This is a genomic window from Olsenella sp. AGMB03486, from assembly GCF_040884255.1.
Lineage (GTDB): Bacteria > Actinomycetota > Coriobacteriia > Coriobacteriales > Atopobiaceae > Olsenella_L > Olsenella_L kribbiana.
This window is the reverse complement of record NZ_JBEVTM010000002.1, coordinates 45,902-66,525: the sequence shown is the minus strand read 5'-3', so window position 1 is coordinate 66,525 and position 20,624 is coordinate 45,902. Positions and strand designations below refer to the sequence as shown.

Below are 20,624 nucleotides of genomic sequence, written 5' to 3'. Positions count from 1 at the left end.
TCCTTCTGCTCTTTGGCACCTCTGAAACGGGCTCTTTAGGCCGTCTCCTGCAGCCTCGCGAGATAGGCAAGAGATGTCTTAAACGTCTCGGGCGTTCCGTTCTCGACAATGCAGGGAATGCTTCGCCCGGTGCCTTTGGCCCAGCGCACGAAGGGAGCATAGTCGAAGCTGCCCGTAACGCCAGCGCCATAGCATTCAAGCCTGCTTCCGGACCCGTCGCACCAGCCTGCCTTCTCCTCGTTCCCGATGACGCGGAAGTCCTTTGCATGGAGAACAGAGATGCGCTCCCCCAGAAGCGCAAGCTCGCGCTCGGATTGGACAGCAGCATCCTCGAGCATTGTGGGATGCAGGAGCGAGACGGGGTCCAGGATGATAGAGACAGCCGGATCTCCTGCCTCGTCCAGCACCTTGCGCGCACGCTCAGGCGTCGAGGCTGCCTCGTTCCAGCCAGGCTCTATAGCAAGGCGCGACCCTTCGTCCTCGACGAGTGCTGCGGCACGCTTGACCTCACGTGCCAGCTCATGGAGTGCCTCATCGGTTGTACGTGCCTCTGTGATCTGGTTCTTCGAATCGGGACGTCCGCATTCGGTGCCGACGACAGAGGCGCCAAGCACGCGGGCAAAGCGGCCTGAGGCTTCATACTGCCTCAAGATCCCCTCGCGCTTCTCCAGATCGGGCTCGAGCAGGTTCTTGTAGCAGCCGAAGACCGTGACCGTCAGGCCTTCCTTTGCAAAGAGATCCTTGAGATGCTTGGCCCGCTCGTCGGTGAGCCCGAAGATATCGGTATCCCAGCTCTTGCAGAGGAGCTTCGAGGCAAGGTGGACGCACTTGAAGCCAAGCTCAGCTGCGTTATGGACCTTCTCTTCGAGCGTGTCTCCCGCCACATCGTGGAGCCTCACACCAGGGACAATCCTGCCCGTCATGACTCCTTCTTTCCGTTGATGCCTGGCGTATAGCCGTCGAAGGGGTCGTCGAGCGAACAGGTGCCGCAGGGAGAAGCAGGGTCTGCCGCTCCCTTCAGTGCATCATGCTGCATGGTCTCAATGTAGGCCAGAATCAAGGGAGCCACGCCCTTTGCATCGTTTTCGACGATGGGCTCCCTCATGTAGTAGTCGAATGTGCCCTCGCGGTGCGTCTTGTTGCCGAGGCCTGCAACGAGGCAGATGTTCTTCAAGGCAAGCTTGCCATCCTCCTCGGAGAGGCAGGTACGGCAGATGCCATCAAAGGCAGCACGGCCCTTCGGATAGTAGGAAGAATCGAGGACGCCCAAGCGCACGCCCTTCATGATTGCGTTCGCGAAGATGGCAGAGCCGGACTCCTCGAGGTAGTTCGGGGCAATGTTCGGCAGGTTGATGACCTGATGCCACATGCCCGTCTCCTTGTCCTGGTAGGGCAGCATCGCATCGACGAGCTCCTGGAACATCTGGCGCAGAGCATCCTTCTCCCCCGACATCGAAGGCGGCATGAGCTCCCAGGTATCGATGACCGCCATTGCGAACCAGCCCTCGGCACGGAGCCAGAAGCTCGAGGAGAGGCCGGTCACCGGGTCGCACCAGAACTGCTTCCTCGAGGCATCATAAGCATGGGAATAGAGGCCGTTGAGCGGGTTCCTCATGATCTTGTGCACGGTCTCGAACTGGTGGAAGGAGTCAGAGCACGCCCGCCTGTCATGGAAGGCAAGCTCGTACTGCATGTAGAACGGCTGCGCCATGTACATGCCGTCGAGCCAGACCTGGTTCGGATAGATGGCCTTGTGCCAGAAGTTGCCCTCGCGGGTGCGCGGCTGATGCTCGAGCTGCCCATAGATCGTGTCCATTGCAAGACGGTACTTGTGCTTGCCGAAGATCTCATAGAGCCTGTAGAGCGTCTTTCCGGCATTCACGTTGTCGAGGTTGTAGTCCTCGGGACGGTAGCCCTCGATGTGGCCTTCCTCGTCGACGAAATGGTCGATGAAGGCATCGGCGAAGTCGAGGTATCCCTCATCCTTCGTGATTCCGTAGAGCTCAATCAGGGCCTTGATCATGCAGCCATCGATGTAGTTCCAGGTGTTCTTCTTCCCGGCACGGATCTTCTCGATGTTCCAGGCCGGCGCCTCGGGCGTCGAGGTCTCCATGAGCTGCTGGATGTAGCGGTCGAGAATGGCATTTGAGGCCATTGTCCCCTCCTTCACTGCCGGCATCTGGCCGGCACAATTATCCTATCCGACGATAGCGGCAAGTCCTGCTGCAATCCTTCTGGCAAGGCGCTCATATCCTGCGGGCGAGTAGTGCAGGCCATCCGGCATGTAGCGCTCGCGATGAGCTGGCAGAAGCGGCGAGATCGTGCTCTCACGGAAGAGGTCGATCGTGGGTACGCCGAAGCGGTGCATCACATCGAGGAAGGCATCCGCGTAGTCCTCTTCCACGAACCCCAGATCGTTTGCCGCGTTGTAGGCAGGAAGGCCCTTCCTGGGAACGCCTGCCGTCTTGCACGGGGTCATGCCGACAAGGATGGACTCAGGGTACTTCTCTGCAATCTGCTCCACAAGCCAGGTGAGCGCCCCATAGAACGTATGGACATCTTTGTCTTCCGGCGCACCCACCGGCACATTGCGGCAGAAGTCGTTGACGCCGCCGAAGAGGCAGATCACATCTGATGCCATGTCATACTCACCAAAGCGCTCGACAAACGAGTCATCGCGGTCGGCCTTGACGGCGATGCGTGAGCCCTTGACGCCGAAGTTCAGGACCTTGGCAGCGCCCGTGAGCTCTGCCATATGCGAGGTCCAGGAGATGGCAGGACCGCCCTTCCCCGTTCCGTTGTCTCCCCAGGTCGTGGAATCGCCGAAGCAGGCGATCGTCTTTCCTTCAAGGCTCATCAGCCATCATTCCTTTCCGTGCTGGCAGCGAGAAGCCATGCGATATCATCCGCAAAGCTGAGGACGCCGAGATGGTGCTCGCCTGGTATCACCTCGTGCTTGAAGCGGTCTTCCTTCCCCAGAAGCTCATAGGCACGCCACACGATATCGGTCTGCTCGAAGACATTGGCAAGGCCCCTTGGCCCCATCAGGTGGTCATGGTCTGCGCTCTGGACAAGGAGCGGACGCGCCGCAATGAGCGAGGCGACATCTCCCATATCGAAGAGCTTCCAGAGGTCCGGCACATAGTTGCAGGAGCAGTTGCCATTGAGATGCAGGAGCGCATCCTTCACGCCGTAGAGGTAGCCCGAGATGAAGGCACACTTCACGCGCTCATCCAAAGCCGCAAGATAGAGCGTCTGCATGCCGCCGCCGGAGAAGCCGACGCATCCCAGATGCTTGGCCGAAAGCTCAGGCTCTGCCTCTATCCAGTCGATGAGGCGCTGAAGATCGGATACCAGAAGGCCCAGCAGCGTGAGACCTAAAGGCTCTGCCATCCGTGCTTCGTTCAAGCAGGTGCCACGCACATAGGCGTCAACCGTATCTCCCTGGCCCTTCCAGCTCCTGCGCTCTCCCCAGCCTCTTGCCTCAGGGCAGATGGCCACATAGCCGTGCCTGGCCAAGCGGAGGCCATAGTCGTAATTGAAGCGGCGAATCGCCTCATCGACTGCAGGGACGCCCAGGATGCCAGCGACGCTCGCCGCTCCTGCCCCCTGGTGTCCATGCGGACAGATGAACGTGTAGCTGCGTCCCTCCTCGTCACGCAAAGGCGCATCCGGCATCAGCACATAGACAGGCATCCAGACATCAGGCTCGACCTCGAGGAGATACTTCCTGCGCTCGATATGGCCCGGCACCGATGCGGCCCCGACAAGACGGGCACGAGGCTCCACCTTCTCGATAGCATCGAGCTTGAGGGCCTCCGCGAGCTTCTGCCTGGCGACCTTTTGCCAGGCAAGGAAGTCCTCCGCCGTCTGGCCTACAAACCTGCACTGCCGTGCCTCGCGGTCGAAGCGCTTCGCGAATGCTTCGTCGTCTGCGCAGTACGTATCCGTATGGACGGTCCTGCCATTTTCCGAGAGCTTCGAGGTCTCGGTGTCTGCTATGCCGCCGCCTTCAGGGTCCCACCCGTCTTCTCCTGCCAGCACCTTCTCGCGGCTATACCTGACGAGCTGATCTTCCTGGATGGTCGAGGCAAAGGGCACCCATTCATCGGTTGTGGCCCCAGGTCCCGAAAGGAGCGCTCCCCTATACTCTGCGCACTCCCGTGCCTTTTCCTTGTTCCAGTCCCAGAAGCCATCACGTCTGATATGGGGACCGAGCCAGCAGTCGACAAGCGCCGTCTTGGCATATTCGCGCCAGGGGCGGCCGAGATAGACCGTGTTCTCAGCGCACTCCCCTGTGAACGAGCACCCATGGAAGACGAAGCCATAGGGCATCTCTTCAGGCGTCGAGGCTGCCGTCACGTAGCCATTCACGTCCATATCGCGGCTGAGCGAATGGAGCTCGCAGCTCTCGAAGAAGGCTGTGGCACCGCCGAAGATGAAGTCGACATCGCCCTCGATGTAGCATCGGCGCCAATACTGCCTCGTCGGCATCCTCGGTGCGTGCTCCTTGGGGCCACGGAAGCCGCCGGGCTTCACCTCGGTCGGAGGAAGAGGTCCCAGGAAGACGGTGTCCTGATGTCCCAGAAGGCGGCAGGAATCCACGACGAGGCGGTCGCCGTCTGCATAGAACGCAAGCGCCTGGCCGACCTCACGTCCATCCCCTGCCGCATTCTCGATCGTCAGGTTCTCGAAGCGGCAGTCAGGAGCATCGACTAAGACGACATAGGTACGAAAGGTTCCCCTCTTGGTGCCATCCGGCATCTCCTCGAAGGCGCCATGGGTGCCCCTGATCTTGACCTGGTCTGCACACTCGCCCAGAAGCGTCACATGGGGACGGCGGATCTCGACCGTCTCCTCGTAGGTGCCAGGGGCTATATGGATGATGCACTCCTGTGTCTCATCAGGTGCAAGCTCACCCAGTGCATCGAGTGCATCCTGGATGCGGGAGTACGCACCAGTGCCGTCGGCAGCAACCTCTGCGACTCTTGCCTCCATCGCATATCCCTCCTCTGAAAGAAGCGCGCCATGAGCTCTGGGGCTCATGGCGCGCGGTGTGGATCCCACAAGCTCAAAGATGCTCTTGAGACCCTAGTCAGCTGCCTTGATGTCTTCCTGGTAGCCGACGTTGTTGTGGGCGAAGCACTTCTCATACGGGAAGCCGGAGAGATCCTCGCAGACCTTCTTGACCTCAGGCTTGACATCCTCCATCTTGCCGCCCTCACGGACACGCTTGACCTCAGCGCAGAGCATGTCGCACTCGGTCTTGTCGACGTGGATACGGGAGCCGAGGATGCAGGAAAGGATGAAGAAGCCGGCGCAGCCGATGAGCATGTAGGTGCAGATCGTGATAGGCACGGAAGCAGGCTGCTGGACCTGGGCGCTGTTGCCGGTCGAGGAGATGAATCCGGACATGGCAAGGGCGACAGACCAGAGCGTTGCAGCAAGAGCGGAAGCAATCTGCTGGACGAACTGCTGTGCTGCAGAGTAGACACCCTCACGGCGGCGGAGCGTGATGAGCTCATCGACATCAGGGACATAGTTCATAGGCACATCAGGCAGATACTGGAATCCGACGTAGAAGAACTTCCAGATTGCGAAGATGATCGGGTAGGCAATCATAGCGGTCGTGACATCGAACGCGCCGTTGATGCGGCCAAAGGCGAAGAAGTTGAAGGCAATGATGCAGGCGGCAGCGCCGATCGTGGACACGTACCAAGGCGTGTGGAAGCCCTTCTTTGCCATCCAGGCAACCCAGACAGCCGTGCAGACGATTGCGACGATCTTGCCCGGCATCTCCATCACGGACTCGTAGGACTTTGCGATGCCGAGAGAGTAGACGATGAAGAAGGAGAGGCAGGCAGACCAGCAGGCTGCTGCGAACTTCATGGTCAGATAGACAGAAAGAACACGGCGGAACGAACGGTTGCGGAACGTGGAGAAGACATCGATGAAGAGCTTCTTGATGGCTTCCCAGGCATTGTCGATCTTCTCCTGGGCAACTTCCTCAGGCGAGCGCTCCCACGTGGAGCAGTAGACGGCGATGAGGGAGGCGACCATGATGAGGGAGTTCGTCGTAGCGATGATGAAGTAGGACGATGCATTGTCCTCGCCGAAGAAGCCAAAGCCGATGCCGACGAGAAGAGCCATAACGAAGCCGGAGACATTGCCGAAGATGTGCTTATAGCCGGTAAGGAGGCTGCGCTCCTTGTAGTCGTCCGTCATCTCGATCGTGAGCGGCACGAGGTTCGTCGTCACGAAGGCGTAGGCGATGTTGTAGATCATGTAGAGCACGAAGTAGTAGCCGAAGCCGAACGGCGTGACGAGGAAGATGAACGGCTCAGCAAGCATCATAGGAATGGCAAGCAGGATCCAGAAGCGCCTGCGTCCGAACTTGCGGCCGACCTTCGTGGCATAGAAGTTGTCTGCCACAAATCCCATGATCGGGCAGAGGAAGGCATTGATGTAGATGGCCGCAGAAGCAATGAGTGCTGCTTCCGTTGCAGACAGGCCGCACTGCGTGGACAGGAACATGACCATGTAGCTGTGCGTGAAGGTCAGAGCACCAGAGTTGGCCATGCCTCCCATACCGAAACCGAGCCTTGTCCAGAAGTTTATCTTGCGCTTCTTACCTATCTTTGACACGCCGTCTCACTCCTCTCAAAGGGTCCCATCCCCCATAGGCTGCGTGCATTCCAGATGCACCTGCAACTGCTCCCCTGCGCCGAAGATTCAGAAAAAATGTGTGGAACTTTGTTTGCTGTTCCTTAATACCATCTGGCATGCCACATTTCCTGTCTTCTTTGCGATTTCGCCGTCTCTAAACAGGTTTATCTGACGCGAATAGTTATAGCACGTTGCATAGCCCTTACACTGGCATGTCAGTTATTTTTCGTTCAGGTTCGGGTGAACGGTTACTTTTTCAGGGTGAACGTACACTCTTCGGCCAGTCTATGCAGAAGTATGCATTTCTCTGATATGCCAGTCTTCAACTCTGAATTTCGCAGACCTGGCTTCCAGAGATCGATGCAAACTGGTTTCCCTGCGGACCGCCCATGCAGCATCAGGCCAGAAGAGACGTCCGGAGATGGCCAATAGCTGGAGACGCGAGCTGACGCCGAGCGCTGGGTGCCGCGGACAAAAAGCAACCCCGGGGTATCATGATCTTTTGCATGAGTGACCTTCCGGGGCTTTCGCTCTATATGCTGCCCCATCATGAGCTACAGCGACGCCTCGAGCATAGAGGCTCTCACCGCATGGTTCGTGGCCGAGCTTTTCCGATGCCAATCGTACGGACAGAGAAAGTTCGTCAGGCATATTGCCTGGCACCCTTCTGATCCATAGAGGATACGCGTCATATCTTCTTGTGCCCAAAACAGCGCAGGACGGCCATCAGGCTTTTCTGAGCCTCTATAGTGCGACAGCAAAGAGGCGCTGGATGCCCGAAGGCATCTGGCGCCTCGTGTGTACGCTCTCTTCTGCTGGGTGGGATGGTGCAGAGAAGCTCTATGGAATGGCAGCCGATATGCAAAGGAGCAGGCTGCCGGAAGGAAGCTAGAGGTGGACAACCTCGTCGACATTGTCGAGCACCAGCTCGTCGCCGTCCTGGCCCTCCATCGTGACGGAGCGCAGGACAAGCCTCTCGACGTTCTGGGCAATGATGCCCTTACGTGCCATTGCTTCCACGCCTGATGCCATGGCCGGCACGCCTGGCTCGGCATCCGGGTCGAAGGAGATCTTCACATCGTCGAAGACGAGCTCGGAGATCTTGCGCTCAGGAAGGCCCGTGATCCAGGCAGCAGCCACCTGGCAGTTCTCTGCCACGATGTCGCGGAACTCGAGCATGCCGAAGCCCGGGGTGCGCTCATCGACCGGAAGCGGCTTTCTAGACTGCACATAGTCTGTCTTGCCATCCTTGTCGCAGAAGTAGAAGGCATTGACGACAAAGGGCGTCAGCACATGGTCCATGTGGATGTTCTCGAAGAGGATGCCCTCGTTCACGGCGTCATTGCCACGTCCGCGGCGCGTCTTGATGCGCAGGCCCCTGTCCGTACGGCGGAAGTCGCAGTCACGGACCACAAGGTCCTTGATGCCGCCTGCCGCCTCAGAACCCAAGACGACCGCGCCGTGTCCATCATGCATGAGGCAGTGGGCCACGAGCATGTCGTGCGTGGCAGGACGAAGCGGCCTGTCGATGCCGAGCTTGCCGGACTTGATGGCGATGCAGTCGTCGCCGACCGAGAACTCGCAGCCGAGGATACGCACGAAGGAGCAGGACTCAGGATCCATGCCATCCGTGTTGTGGGAGTTCTTGGGACCGCAGATCTTGAGGCACAGGGCATCGAAGTGGTCGCACAGGACCGGATGGATGTTCCAGGCAGGCGAGTTCTGGACCGTGATGCCGGCAAGAGACACATGGGAGCACTCGGAGAGGAAGACCATGCGCGGACGGGCGATGTCTCTTCCCTCTTCCGGACGGTAGAGGTCCTTCACGTTGTGCCACCAGTTGTCATCGGCGAAGTCCGTCTGGCCATCGATCGTGCCGCGGCCATAGATGTTGACATCATGTACAGAGAGGCCCGTGAAGAGCGAGCAGTAGGTCGAGATGGACTCGCCTTCCCAGCGTCCCAGCGGGAAGAGGTCCGTCGCATCCTTGCCGAGGCCCTCTGTGCCCTTGAGCGTGCCTGGGATATAGGCAAGCTGGTCGCGGTCGTGGCGGGCAAGAATCTGTGAGCCTTCCTGGAGCTCGATCGAGCACCCGGACTTCAGGAAGAGCGACTTCACGAGGTATTTGCCTGCCGGCACGAGCACGCGGCCATCCTTCGGGCATGCCATGATCGCTGCCTGGATGTTCACGGTATCGTCGTGCTTGCCGTCACCCTTGGCACCGCAGTCGCGCACGTCGATCGTTGCAGACTCCTGGGGTGTCGTGACGCCTGCCTCGTAGACCTCGTCGCCGTTCACGAACTTCACGACATTGCGCTGGCCTGGGACGAGGCCATCCACATAGGTCTCGACCTTCTTCGTCGTGCCCTGGCGCTGGCCATTCACATAGACTTCCCAGCTGAAGAACGTGTCATAGAGCCCGCCGTCATCGAGCTCGATCACGGCAGCACGGGCACAGCGCCAGACTGTCTTGATATCCATGCCTATCCCTCCCCGATAGAGAGGACCCCTGGACAAAAAGGTATCCAGGGGCCCCATTGAAGCGTTCGTCCTAGAGGACGACGCCGTCTTTCCAGATGCTGATCTCGTGGCAGTTCCTGCGCTCAGTCGAGGTCTTCTCGCCCGAGGAAACCTTGAGCACGAGGTCGAAGAGGTCTTTCGCTGCCTCGTCGATCGTGGCATCGCCGTCAGCAATCACGCCAGCATTGAAGTCCATCCAGTTGGGCTTCCTCTTCGAGAGCGCCGTGTTCGTGAAGACCTTGATGGTCGGCACAGGAGCGCCGAAGGGCGTGCCGCGTCCGGTCGAGAACATGATCACGTGGCAGCCGGCAGCAGCAAGCGCGGTCGAAGAGACCATATCGTTGCCAGGAGCGCAGAGGAGGTTGAGGCCCTGCTTCTTCACCTGGTCGGCGTACTTCAGGACATCGACGATAGGGGCCTTGCCGCCCTTCTGGACGCAGCCGCAGCTCTTGTCCTCAAGCGTCGTGATGCCACCCTGCTTGTTGCCCGGGCTCGGGTTGTCGTAGACGACCTCATGATGTCTCAGGAAGTAGTCCTTGAAGCCATTGAGCATGCCAGCGGCTGCATCGAAGACCTCCTTCGAGACGCAGCGTCCCAGAAGGAAGCTCTCGGCGCCGAACATCTCGGGCACCTCGGTCAGGACGGACGTGCCGCCCTGGGCCACGACCATGTCGCTCACGCGGCCGATCGTCGGGTTTGCCGTGATGCCGGAGAGGCCATCAGAGCCGCCGCACTTCATGCCGACAACGAGCTCGGACACAGGAATGGGAACTCTTCTGTTATGGGAAATCAGCTCGGCAAGCTCCTCGATGATGGCACGGCCCGAGGCCAGCTCATCCTCGACGTCCTGACAGGTGAGGAAACGCACGCGCTGGGGGTCGTACTCCCCCAGCTCATCCAGTATCTGCTGGTGCGTGCAGTTTTCGCACCCCAGGGAAAGGAACAGCACACCGGCTGCATTGGGGTGGCGTGAAAGTGCGACGAGCAGCTTCTTCGTCTGCTCGTGGTCCGCTCCCGTCTGGGAGCAGCCGAAAGGATGCGTGAAGGCATGTATGCCTTCTACCGTACCCTGGACGAGGTCCTGGCACTGCGCTTCGAGCGTCTGCGCGATGCCATTGACGCATCCCACAGTCGGGATGATCCAGATCTCATTCCTTGTGGCGGCGCGGCCATCCTTCGTGCGGTAGCCCATGAAGGTCTGGGGCTCAACTGGAGCCAGCTCAGGATGCGTCGGCTCGTAGGTGTATTCCACCTCGCCCGAAAGGTTCGTCTTCATGTTGTGGGTATGGATCCACTGGCCAGGATGGACGTCTGCCGTCACGTGCCCGATAGCCTGGCCATACTTCACGACCGTGGAGCCTACGCCGAGCTCTGCCACGGCCATCTTGTGGCCCTGCGGGATGTCCTCTGTGGCCGTGACTTCCCTGCCCTCGAAGGAGAAGGTCTCCCCTTTCTTGAGGGGACGGAGCGCCACGACGACGTTGTCTTCCGGATTGATATGTACGATAGGTGCCATAACGTATACCTACTTCAGGCAGCTTGCGAAGGCAGCCTTCGTGCCCTCGCGGCGGATGAGACCGAGGTCTGCGACGACGGCGTCACGAAGGCCCTTCACCTCATGCAGGTCCTGACCCCACATGTCGGTGTTGGCAAGGACATCGTCGACGAGCTTCTCCGTGGAGGCATCCTTGCGCTCTGCGAAGAAGGCAAGAGCGGAAGCATCATCCTGGGCGACATACTCGGTGCCGTCAGCACGCTTGAGGTGCAGGCCATCGTCTGCAAGGCCCTCGGCGCCCGTCGTATAGAATGCCATGAGCGCAGCAAGGCTCATCGTGAGGCACTTCGGGAGCTTGCCTTCCTGCTCGACATAGTCAAGAAGGGACGGCAGGTCGCGGGCACGCCACTTGGACGTGGAGTTCAGGCAGATCGAGAGCAGCTGGTGATCGATGAAGGGGTTGTCGAAGCGGTTCTCGACAGCCGCAGCGAATGCCTCGAGGTCGGCACGGTCAAGCTCCTTCGAGAGCGTCGGGATGACCTCGGTTTCAAGCATCGTGTTCATGAAGCCACGGATCGTGTCATCGTGCATGCAGTCACGGACGATATTGAACCCGGCAAGCCAGGCACCCGGGACAAAGCCCGTGTGTGCACCATTGAGGATGCGGACCTTGCGCTTCTTGTACGGGGTCACATCCGGGGTGACAAAGACACCCGGCTCCTTCGACTGGATGAACGGCAGCTTAGCAGCAAGCTTGTCGTCGCCCTCGATGCCCCACATCTGGAACGGCTCGCGGACCGCGAGGAACGGATCCTCGTAGCCGAGGCGCTCTGCGACCTTTGCTGCCTCCTTGGGGTCGCGGATGCGGCCCGGAACGATGGTATCGACAAGCGTCGTGCAGAAGAGGCACTCTTTGTCGAGCCACTCGGTGAATTCCTTCTCCCAGCCCCAGTCGGAAGCGTAGCGCTTCACGATCTTCTCGAGCTCTGCGCCATTGTGGTCGATAAGCTCGCAGGAAAGGATGGTAAGGCCGCCCTTGCCGGCATCGAAGCGGAAGCGCAGGGTCTTGGCAAGCTTCGCTGGGAAGCTCGAGGGCCAGGCGTCTTCTGCCTTGCAGGTCGGATCGTAGGCAATGCCAGCCTCGGTCGTGTTGGAGACGACGAGCTCGAGGTCGTCAGAGGTGGCGACCTTCTTGAGCTCCTCGAGGTCTTCTGCCCTGAACGGGTTGAGGCAGCGGGAAACCGAGCTCACGAGCCTTGCATCGTCGTAGGTCTTGCCGTCAAGCTTGCCGCGCTCGAGGACGGTGTAGAGGCAGTCCTGTGCGTTCAGACCCTTGATGAAGCCATAGTCATGGGCAGCATCGTCAATCGGCTGCAGGATGCAGATCTTGCCATTCCAGCCCGTCTTCTCGTTTGCATAGTCGAAGTAGCGGTCCACGAACGAGCGGAGGAAATTGCCCTCGCCGAACTGGAGCACCTTCTCAGGAGCACCCTTTGGCACGAGATAGCCCTTGTAGCCCATATCCTGGAGCGTCTTGTAGCTGAGCTTTTCCATTGGAACGAATCTCCCTATCTCTTACTGCTCGTCGAGATCGAAGCCGAAGTAGCGGACAGCGTTGTTGTAGCTGATGTCGCGGACAATCTTTGCCAGCATCTTCGGGTCGTTCGGATACTTGCCCTGCTCGACCCACTCGCCGAGAAGGCCGCAGAGAACGCGGCGGAAGTACTCGTGACGGGGATAGGACAGGAAGCTCCTGGAGTCCGTGAGCATGCCGATGAAGTTGCCAAGAACGCCCTCGTTTGCCAGTGTCGTCATCTGTGCCCTCATGCCGGTCTCGCAGTCATTGAACCACCAGGCAGAGCCGTTCTGGAGCTTGCCTGCGCACGGGGCCTCCTGGAAGCACTGCATGACCGTATCGATCATGGTCGTGTCGTTCGGGTCGAGGCTGTAGAGGATCGTCTTCGGGAGGCCGGAGGTCTCGTTCACATCGTTCAGGAAGTCTGCAAGGTCTGCTGCCTTCTGGCCATTCCTGATGCAGTCATAGCCGGTGTCAGGGCCGAGCTTCGCAAACATCGTCTGGTTGTTGTCGCGCTTGCAGCCGAAGTGGATCTGCATGGCCCAGCCAAGGCGCACATACTCGGCAGCAGCGAACTTCATGAATGCGGTCTTGTACTTGAGGATGTCCTCCTCAGAGACCTGCTTGCCCTCGACGCGGGCCTGGAAGATGTCCTCGAGCTCTGCGTCCGTTGCCGGCACATCGACGACGTAGTCGAGTGCATGGTCGGAAGCGCGGCAGCCCATCTCGTTGAAGAAGTCGAAGCGTGAAGACAGGGCACGCTCGAAGTCGTTGAAGGAGTTGATCTCCATGCCGGCAACCTCAGAGAGCTTCTTCACATAGGCACCGAAGCCCTCCTTCTCGATACCAAGAGCCTTGTCAGGACGCATGGCCGGGATGACCTGGACATCGAAGGAATCGTCAGCAGCGATCTTCTTGTGCCACTCGAGGGAGTCGGCGGGGTCGTCCGTCGTGCAGATCAGGCGCACATTGGAGCGACGGATGAGGTTCCTGCAGGAGAACTCGGGCGTGGCGAGCTTCCTGTTCGCAAGCTGCCAGACTTCCTCTGCGGTGTCACCGTTGAGGACGCCCTCATAGCCGAAGAAGCGCTTGAGCTCGAGGTGGCTCCACTCGAAGACCGGGTTGCCGATGCAGCGCGAAAGCGTCTCTGCCCACTTCTGGAACTTCTCGCGGGCCGGTGCATCGCCGGTGATGTAGCGCTCGTCCACGCCGTTGGCGCGCATCAGGCGCCACTTGTAGTGGTCGCCGCCGAGCCAGACCTCCGTGATGGAAGAGAAGGACTTGTCCTCCCAGATCTCCTTCGGGGAGATGTGGCAGTGATAGTCGAGAATAGGCATGTTCTCTGCATAGTCATGGAAGAGCTGCTCGCCCGTAGGGGTGGAGAGCAGGAAGTCCTTGTCGTCCATAAAGTTCTTCATCGGCTGTATCCCTTCTTTGGACATCCCGGACACAAGACAGGGTGGGAAGCGCCATCCGATATGTGCCCTTCCTGGTGCGCACACCGAATGACACCCTGTCCCATGCCTTAATCTAGCATGTTAGTTTCAAGCTGTGAAGAGCGTATTACTTTTTCAAGAGCCCACGCAAGTGAAATTTCACGAAAGCTGGACGAGAACCGTTCACAATTCGGTGAACGTTACCCCAACCACAATCCCGACACACTGCTAACGTTCCCACGAGAAAGAGTCTTTGCAGGTCACAGGCCATCTGATAGGGATCCGGATGCCCGTCTCAGACACCAAGGCCAAAAATTCCGTGCTCTGCGCCCTTCAGAGCCATGCTTTCGGGAGCATCTCTGACCAATCAGAAAACTAGCATGTCTGCACGCACCAAGAATGCCACCAGATAGCAGCAGGGCGGCCTTCCCTGCGGAAGGCCGCCCAAGACGCTCTCATATATAGGTATGCCGACTAGTCCTTCGGATACTTGTAGAAGCCCTCTCCTGCCGCCATGCCGAGCTTTCCGGCGTCGATGTAGCTCTTGAGCACCTTCTCCATGCCCTTGAAGTTGTAGGGAAGCATCATCTTCTTCAGGAGCGGGGTCGCGATGCCCGGCACCTTCTGGTACTGCTCGACGATGTTGTAGGCCGTCGTGAGGCCGACGGTATCGAAGACCTGGAAGGGGCCCTTCGGAGCGCCTGTGCCAGACGTCCAGGCAAGGTCGATGGAAGCAGGGTCGGAGATGCCATTGGCCAGAAGGTCCAGGCCCGAAAGCATCCAGGGGATGAGCATGGAGTTCAGGAGGTAGCCTGCCTTCTCCTTGTTCACCGGAAGCGGAATCATGCGGATGGACTTCGCGAAGTCGAAGACCGCATCGAAGGACTCGGCGCTCGTCTTCTCCTGGACCATGACCTCGCAGACATTGTGCTTCCAGATCGTATTGGCGAAGTGGAGGGCAAGGTAGCGGTCAGGGCGTCCCACGTCCTTCGTGAACTGGGACGGCAGAAGGCTCGAGGAGTTCGTGACGACAATCGTCTTTGCGGGCATGAGGGGCGCAAGCTTCTTGAAGAAGGCAGCCTTCTGGTCTGCGACCTCTGCCATGGACTCGATCACGAGGTCGGCATCGGCCACGGCCTTGCCGAGATCGAGCTCGAGCGAAAGCGACTCATAGGCCTCATCGACGCGCTTTGCACATGCCTCGGGGTCGAAGCTGTCGAAGTCTGCGATGCCCGGGCACCAGGCAGGGTCTGCCGCGCTCTTGGCCGTCTTCATTCCCTCGATAGCCTCGTGGTAGCTCTTATGCAGGGCATCGAGCTTCGGCTGGCAGCGCCCGATGGAACCCTCGCTCCTGAGCCAGATGGTCACGTTGTGTCCCGTATAGGCGCACTGGAAAGCAATCTGCGAGCCCAGGACACCGCCTCCGGCAACCACGACATTCTTGATTTCTGCCATGTGGATCCTCCTGTCATTGTCAGGTCGTATGCCCTCGCAGGGGCAGCCATTCGTTCATACCAATCTCGAGTATACGGGACCCGCAAAGCCGCCATCCAAAGGAAAGCGGCGAGGGGCACGTATCGGCCCCCTCGCCGCAGCAGAGCATGAGATGAAAGCCCTATCCCTGGAACCTCTGCATGCACGCCATAAGGATGCATGCCGGACCCTCATCTGCGATGAAGCAGGGGTCTCTGCCATTGATCTCGATGCGTCCGCTCGAGCGCCTGAACTTCGCCTGCGCACTCCCTCTTTCCGTCATTGTCTCCATCATCGTTGTAGAAGATGCCCTGGTCCGTGACAGCAAGGCCCTTCTTGCCGGAGCCGAACATCGTCGTATCGAGAACAAGATAGATGGGCTGCGCGCTGTCTTCTCCCCTGAAGAAGTGCTGGCGTGCCTGCGCTTCCTTCTTCTTGCGCGTCTGGAGGAACCCCGCGAAGCAGAGGTCTTTCTCAAGCTCCATCCGGTCCTCATTGTCGAGGCCCTCATAGAAGCTCTGGAAGAGTCGCTTGAGACCTCCCTCAGAGGGCGCCTTCTTCTTCGCAGGAGGCTCTTTCTTCCTCGTCTCCTTTGCAGCGACGGCTGTGCCAGCATCAAGCATGAAGACCGATCCGCAGTATTCGGGCGTGCTATACGTGCCGTCACCGTGGGGCACGACCCGTTACAGGCAGTTGGAACAGGCGAGATCGACCTGCTGCATCGGAGCCTCCCTGCATACGGAAAAGAGTTCTGCCGATCGCATCAATCCCGAGTCCTGATACGGCTCTAAGCCGCATGCCGCTCTGTGGATGTGCCAGCAGGGCTGCATGGCAGATGCATCGCTTCTCGAGCAGAGCGTGCGGCAGAGGACCTCTCCTGTGTCGCACGCCGATGAAGCTTGCTCTGTCTTGCCTTACGCTTCCGTCTGGTGCCCCGTGACCCAGATCATGGAGAGAAGCGGGACGATCATGATGCAGGCGAGGAGCGTGTAGGCGGTCCTGCTTCCTGCCATTGTGGCAAGCGCCATGTCGCTTGCCCCTATCTGGGCAGCGTTGACAAGAGCGGTGACGACGGAGGTACCCACAGCACCCGAGAGCTGCTGGAGCGTGTTGATCACGGCATTGCCGTCAGCCTTCGTCTCCTTCGGCAGCGCCTTCAAAGATACCGTCATCGTGTTGCCCACCATAGAGCTCTGTCCCAAGGCATAGAGGATGTAGACGATGCTTGCTTCCATCGTCGGCATATGGTCGCTCAGCAGGGCGAAGAGCACGCAGGAGATGAGGGCCGAGGAGGCGCCAAAGACGATAGGCTTCCTTGCACCGAGACGATCGAGCAGCTGTCCCGAGAACGGGGCAATGCAGGCGCCGACGAAGCAGCCGAGAAGAAGCGTCGTGCCGGCTTCTGTCTGCTTGGCACCCATAACGAGCTGGGCATAGTTCGGAAGCAGGAACGAGAGGCCAAGGACGCAGAACTGGAGGCAGATGAGCGAAAGCACGCCCAGATCGAACTGCTTCGAGGAGAAGACGGAGAGATGGATGAGCGGGCGCTCGCAGGCCTTCTCATGGTGCACGAAGAGGGCAAGCATCACGGCAAAGAGCACGAAGAGCAGAAGCGTCTGAGGTGCAAGCCAGCCCTTCGTGCCGCCGCCGTCGATTGCAAAGACAAGGGAGCCGAAGGAGATCACGAGAGGGATCCAGCCTGCCACATCGAAGGGCTCCTTCACAACCTCATGGCTCTGACGGATCGAGAAGATGCCGAGGAAGAAGGCAGCTGCAAGCACCGGCAGAAGCGCTGCGAAGATGGCACGCCAGCCGAAGTTCTCAGCAAGCCAGCCGCCGACAGAAGGACCGACGGCAGGAGCCATAGCAGTGACGAGCGTGCCGATGCCCATCATGACGCCCATATGGTCGAGCGGTGCCTGCTCGGTGATAATGTTGAACATGAGAGGAAGGGCCATGCCGGTACCGATGCCTTCGAGGATGCGTCCCAAGAGAAGCATCGGGAATGAGATGGCAGAAAAGCCGGTCACGATGCCTGCAATGTAGAAGAGCATCGCGATTGCGAAGATGCGCTTCGTCGGGAAGCGGCGGTTGAGGAACGACGACGTCGGGACGATAGCCGCAAGCACAAGCAAATACGCTGTCGTCATCCACTGCACGGTCGAGGTATCGATCCCGAACTCGGTCATGAGCTCAGGAAACGTGATGTTCGTGGCCGTCTCGACGCAGACGCCCGAGAAGGACATGATGCCAGCCGCAACGATGGAAAGGACAAGTCGGGCATCAAGCACGCGCTTGAAGCCTTGGTCAGAGCCATTCTGCATAGATTAACTCCCGTATGGAGACTGCATCGGAACCAGAAGGCGATGCATCCAATACCTATCGTCTAGAACGATAAGGCGGTACCGAGAGAATCTGTTTGGCATTCCTGAACCTGAAAGATTGATCCGGAAATCGCCACATCTCATTCAGTTCATGTGCAGTTTCAGAAGAGCAAGATAAAACGGGCACCCACGAGAGGATGCCCGTTTTGGTCAAGGAAGCTTGTTTGGAAGATGGCTACTTCTGTTCGTTATCCTTTGCGCTCTTGGCAGTCTTGCGAGATGCATAGACAAGAGCAACGCCAAGTGCAGCAATTACGCCAACAGCGAGCCAATTGTTCGTATCGGACGTATCCGGGTTCGCAGCTTTCGTCACAGCAGGCGTTGCAGCTGCAGCCTTGTACGTATTGGTGAAGTCAAGCCCGTCAGCAACGTCACCCTTTTCGTTTACGATAGTACGCTCAACATTGAAACCATTGACCGTCTCGGTGACAACGACCCGTACCGTATAGACCGTCGTGTCATAGATATATCCATCAATGCCATCATTCACTTCATAGCATCTGTAGTTATAGACACCAGCCTGCGTGTACTCTGCGTTGCCGAATTCGACCTCACCTTCGCCGTCAATAGTTGCTTCGATCTTTCCATCAACTGCTCCCTCAGGCATGGGGGCACCATCGATAGCCTCGTATACAAAGGTGAAGGTAGATTTGTTTACAGGGGTATCTCCAGCAATGCGCTTCGATACCGGAGGATCAGACTTTCCTGCAGGAAGATTTGCATAAGCATTCGTAAAGGCGCAAGCATCCGTCTTCTCGCCCGCAAGTGAACCAATATGCACAGCAGCAATCACATCGGTCTTGGACATATCGCCATTTGGATGCTCGAACGTAACCTGCACGTAGTAGACCGTCGTGTCATAGGAGCCACGTCCCGTTGAATCCTCAGGAGCAATCTGCGATACCTTGTAGGTATAGACACCGACCGTGGCATCCTTCATGGAGATATCGAAGGAGCCGGTATAGGTATCGCCCTTGAGTTCGCTACCTTGGAGAGCAACAGTATCTTCAACAGGAGCCGGTGCGCCATCGAGCGCCTCGACCTTGATGGTATACGTCTCCCCAGGGATTCCCTGTCCTGTTGTGGTCACACTCACAGGAATAGTGACCGAATCAGTATCTCCTTGGAGAGCATATGCCGGATGTGCAATGAGACCAGCAAACAGCAAGGCACCTGCCATCACAGCCATTGCCAGTCTTCTAATCTGTCTCCGCATGCTATACCTCACTTGCTCCTATTGACCCGTATACGGAACAATGCGTGCCAGTACGACCGTACGTGCCTCTGTGCTATCAGACGAGCATGTAGCGAGCGACACTATGCGCTCGTTTTCTCCAGAAGCCCCGATCTCATCGGCTACGTCCCTATTAATCAAACTGGCATTGGAAGCTGCGTAAGAGACAACTCCGGAGCAGTCATGCTTCCAGGACGTGGGCGAAAAGATCGTGTCGTCAGATGCATTTACGGTCATCACAGCAAAAACCTGGAGACCGTAGGTAGTATCCGGAGTCATAAGGACACCGGTATTGTGCTGCTCGAAGAAGGAATCATCTTTATAGAAGTCAAGATCTCCGAACATCAAGTCATTGGCCATATGATGGCCGTAGATAAGAGAATAGGCGTCACTGAAATCATTCGAACACAGGCTCGAAAGGAAGATGCTTCCCGAAAGAGCGAAATCGCCATAGACGTCTTTGTTCAGATATTCGAGATCATCTTCGCCTTGCACGACAGGATAGTCAATCTGGGTCCCCTCGAGAGTAATCCAGGCACAGACATCAGGATTGATGGCACGAAGCTCATCAAAGGTTGGGCCGTTGTCTCCACCCTCCTGAGGACGCATGCTTAAGAGATTGTTCATAACATCGGATGCCTTAGCGTAAACCTGCTGATTGTCCCAGAGAGAATATCCAGCGAAGAGGGCACCGCCCAGAAGGAGGATTGCCACGACAAAATTGAAGACATGCTCGCAAGCGTGCAAAGCCTTCGAAGATGACATGGAACCCTCCTTTCTGGAATCAGTGCTTATTCGTCGCGACTAGAGACTAGTCCTCGTCATTTGCGTGACGGCGACGGTTGATAACGATGATGGCAGCAGCTCCAACGCCACCAAGGATTGCGATGTAAGGAGCATTGTTCAGGAAGACACCGGTATCCGGAGTATCCTGGCCCTTGGTGTTTGTCCAAGCAGCAGCATCCGTATCTCCACCAGTGATAGAGCCATCAGGTGTTGCGGTCTGCTCCGAGGTATATCCGTCAGCAGAGTAATCATGCTCGGAAACTGTATAGGTAACACCGGCAGGGAGATCCTGGAGGTTCACCGTATCACCGCTCTTTGCATAAACAGTAACTTTAGTAGATTCTCCTGCGGTAAGAGAAACAGTTGCAGGGTTACCTGATCCATCAGATCCGCCGTCAATCGTATAGGTTCCATACGTAAGACCTGCAGGCGCAGTGAAAGTAACATCAAATGCAAAGTACTTGCTAAGGTCGCCGAGGTTGCCTTGAACCGTCTTGCTGACTGAAAGATCACCCGTCTTGAAAGCAAAGTCAATGCCATCGGTAGCGCTGAGCTTCTTGTTGGCATTGGTTACATCCTTGACATACGCAACCTGGGCTACAAGATTGCCATCCGTGCCATTTGTGACCTGAACCTCAACCTCAAGCGTATCGCCATTGTACGCAACGCCAGCATTGTGAGTGTTATGTCCGACAGTAACCGTGTAATAATACTTGCCGACGCTCGTATAAGTTTTCGGCACCGTAATTACAGCGGTCTTGCTCGTCGTGGAGGTCGTAGAGTTAAGTGCACCAGCATCAAAATTTACGTTGTCGATGGTAATCAGCGGCATATTTGCGGTCGTCACACCTGCGGCGGCATCCGTAACCTTCTCAGCCGCAGCTTCAAAAGTCAGCGTTTCAGCAAGAGAGCTGCCTTGACCGGTCAGATTATAGGTAACGCCAAAGCTGCCGTTAGTTGATGACGTCGTTGCCAGTGCGGGCACGGCACCGCCCAGCGCCATGGTTGCTGCGATTGCAACAGCAGTCATGCCCTTGTAGAACCTAGCGTACAT

15 protein-coding genes are annotated in these 20,624 nt (G+C 58.0%); all 15 read right to left on the bottom strand.

Annotation, left to right across the window (positions count from 1 at the left end):
- Positions 1 to 35: 35 nt before the first annotated feature.
- On the bottom strand, positions 36 to 923 hold the full coding sequence (locus tag ABVS03_RS01345; protein WP_368017711.1) for a sugar phosphate isomerase/epimerase family protein: 888 nt from the start codon (positions 921 to 923) through the stop codon (positions 36 to 38).
- Positions 920 to 2,155, bottom strand: a complete 1,236-nt coding sequence (locus ABVS03_RS01340) for a glycoside hydrolase family 105 protein (protein WP_368017710.1) — start codon at positions 2,153 to 2,155, stop codon at positions 920 to 922. The genes ABVS03_RS01345 and ABVS03_RS01340 overlap by 4 nt, the downstream gene beginning before the upstream one ends.
- Positions 2,156 to 2,197: 42 nt before the next feature.
- Positions 2,198 to 2,857: an SGNH/GDSL hydrolase family protein gene (locus ABVS03_RS01335; protein WP_330971261.1), complete on the bottom strand. Its 660-nt coding sequence runs from the start codon at positions 2,855 to 2,857 to the stop codon at positions 2,198 to 2,200.
- Positions 2,857 to 4,998, bottom strand: a complete 2,142-nt coding sequence (locus ABVS03_RS01330; RefSeq protein WP_368017709.1) for a pectinesterase family protein — start codon at positions 4,996 to 4,998, stop codon at positions 2,857 to 2,859. The genes ABVS03_RS01335 and ABVS03_RS01330 overlap by 1 nt, the downstream gene beginning before the upstream one ends.
- Before the next feature lie 93 nt (positions 4,999 to 5,091).
- Positions 5,092 to 6,645 carry an MFS transporter gene (locus ABVS03_RS01325; RefSeq protein WP_330971259.1) on the bottom strand — a complete coding sequence of 518 codons (1,554 nt, stop codon included), beginning with the start codon at positions 6,643 to 6,645 and terminating at the stop codon, positions 5,092 to 5,094.
- A gap of 909 nt (positions 6,646 to 7,554) precedes the next feature.
- A complete protein-coding gene (locus ABVS03_RS01320) occupies positions 7,555 to 9,147 on the bottom strand; it encodes a glycoside hydrolase family 28 protein (protein WP_368017708.1) in 1,593 nt (530 codons plus the stop codon).
- Positions 9,148 to 9,217: 70 nt separating this feature from the next.
- On the bottom strand, positions 9,218 to 10,702 hold the full coding sequence (locus ABVS03_RS01315; RefSeq protein ID WP_368017707.1) for a UxaA family hydrolase: 1,485 nt from the start codon (positions 10,700 to 10,702) through the stop codon (positions 9,218 to 9,220).
- A gap of 9 nt (positions 10,703 to 10,711) precedes the next feature.
- Positions 10,712 to 12,235 carry a tagaturonate reductase gene (locus ABVS03_RS01310; RefSeq protein WP_368017706.1) on the bottom strand — a complete coding sequence of 508 codons (1,524 nt, stop codon included), beginning with the start codon at positions 12,233 to 12,235 and terminating at the stop codon, positions 10,712 to 10,714.
- A 21-nt stretch (positions 12,236 to 12,256) separates the two neighbouring features.
- Positions 12,257 to 13,675 (bottom strand): glucuronate isomerase, encoded by a 1,419-nt coding sequence (gene uxaC / locus ABVS03_RS01305; RefSeq protein WP_368017705.1) that lies wholly within the window; start codon positions 13,673 to 13,675, stop codon positions 12,257 to 12,259.
- 492 nt (positions 13,676 to 14,167) lie between these two features.
- A complete protein-coding gene (locus ABVS03_RS01300) occupies positions 14,168 to 15,148 on the bottom strand; it encodes a 3-hydroxyacyl-CoA dehydrogenase (protein WP_368017704.1) in 981 nt (326 codons plus the stop codon).
- Between the two features lie 209 nt (positions 15,149 to 15,357).
- On the bottom strand, positions 15,358 to 15,843 hold the full coding sequence (locus ABVS03_RS01295; protein WP_368017703.1) for a hypothetical protein: 486 nt from the start codon (positions 15,841 to 15,843) through the stop codon (positions 15,358 to 15,360).
- Positions 15,844 to 16,080: 237 nt separating this feature from the next.
- On the bottom strand, positions 16,081 to 17,490 hold the full coding sequence (locus tag ABVS03_RS01290) for a DHA2 family efflux MFS transporter permease subunit (RefSeq protein ID WP_368017702.1): 1,410 nt from the start codon (positions 17,488 to 17,490) through the stop codon (positions 16,081 to 16,083).
- A 235-nt stretch (positions 17,491 to 17,725) separates the two neighbouring features.
- Positions 17,726 to 18,739, bottom strand: coding sequence for an FctA domain-containing protein (locus ABVS03_RS01285; protein WP_368017701.1), 1,014 nt, complete (start codon positions 18,737 to 18,739; stop codon positions 17,726 to 17,728).
- A 45-nt stretch (positions 18,740 to 18,784) separates the two neighbouring features.
- Positions 18,785 to 19,549, bottom strand: a complete 765-nt coding sequence (srtB, locus tag ABVS03_RS01280) for a class B sortase (RefSeq protein ID WP_368017700.1) — start codon at positions 19,547 to 19,549, stop codon at positions 18,785 to 18,787.
- 46 nt (positions 19,550 to 19,595) lie between these two features.
- The gene (locus tag ABVS03_RS01275; protein WP_368017699.1) at positions 19,596 to 20,624 is read right to left on the bottom strand and encodes an FctA domain-containing protein; all 1,029 of its coding nucleotides are present in this window, start codon (positions 20,622 to 20,624) and stop codon (positions 19,596 to 19,598) included.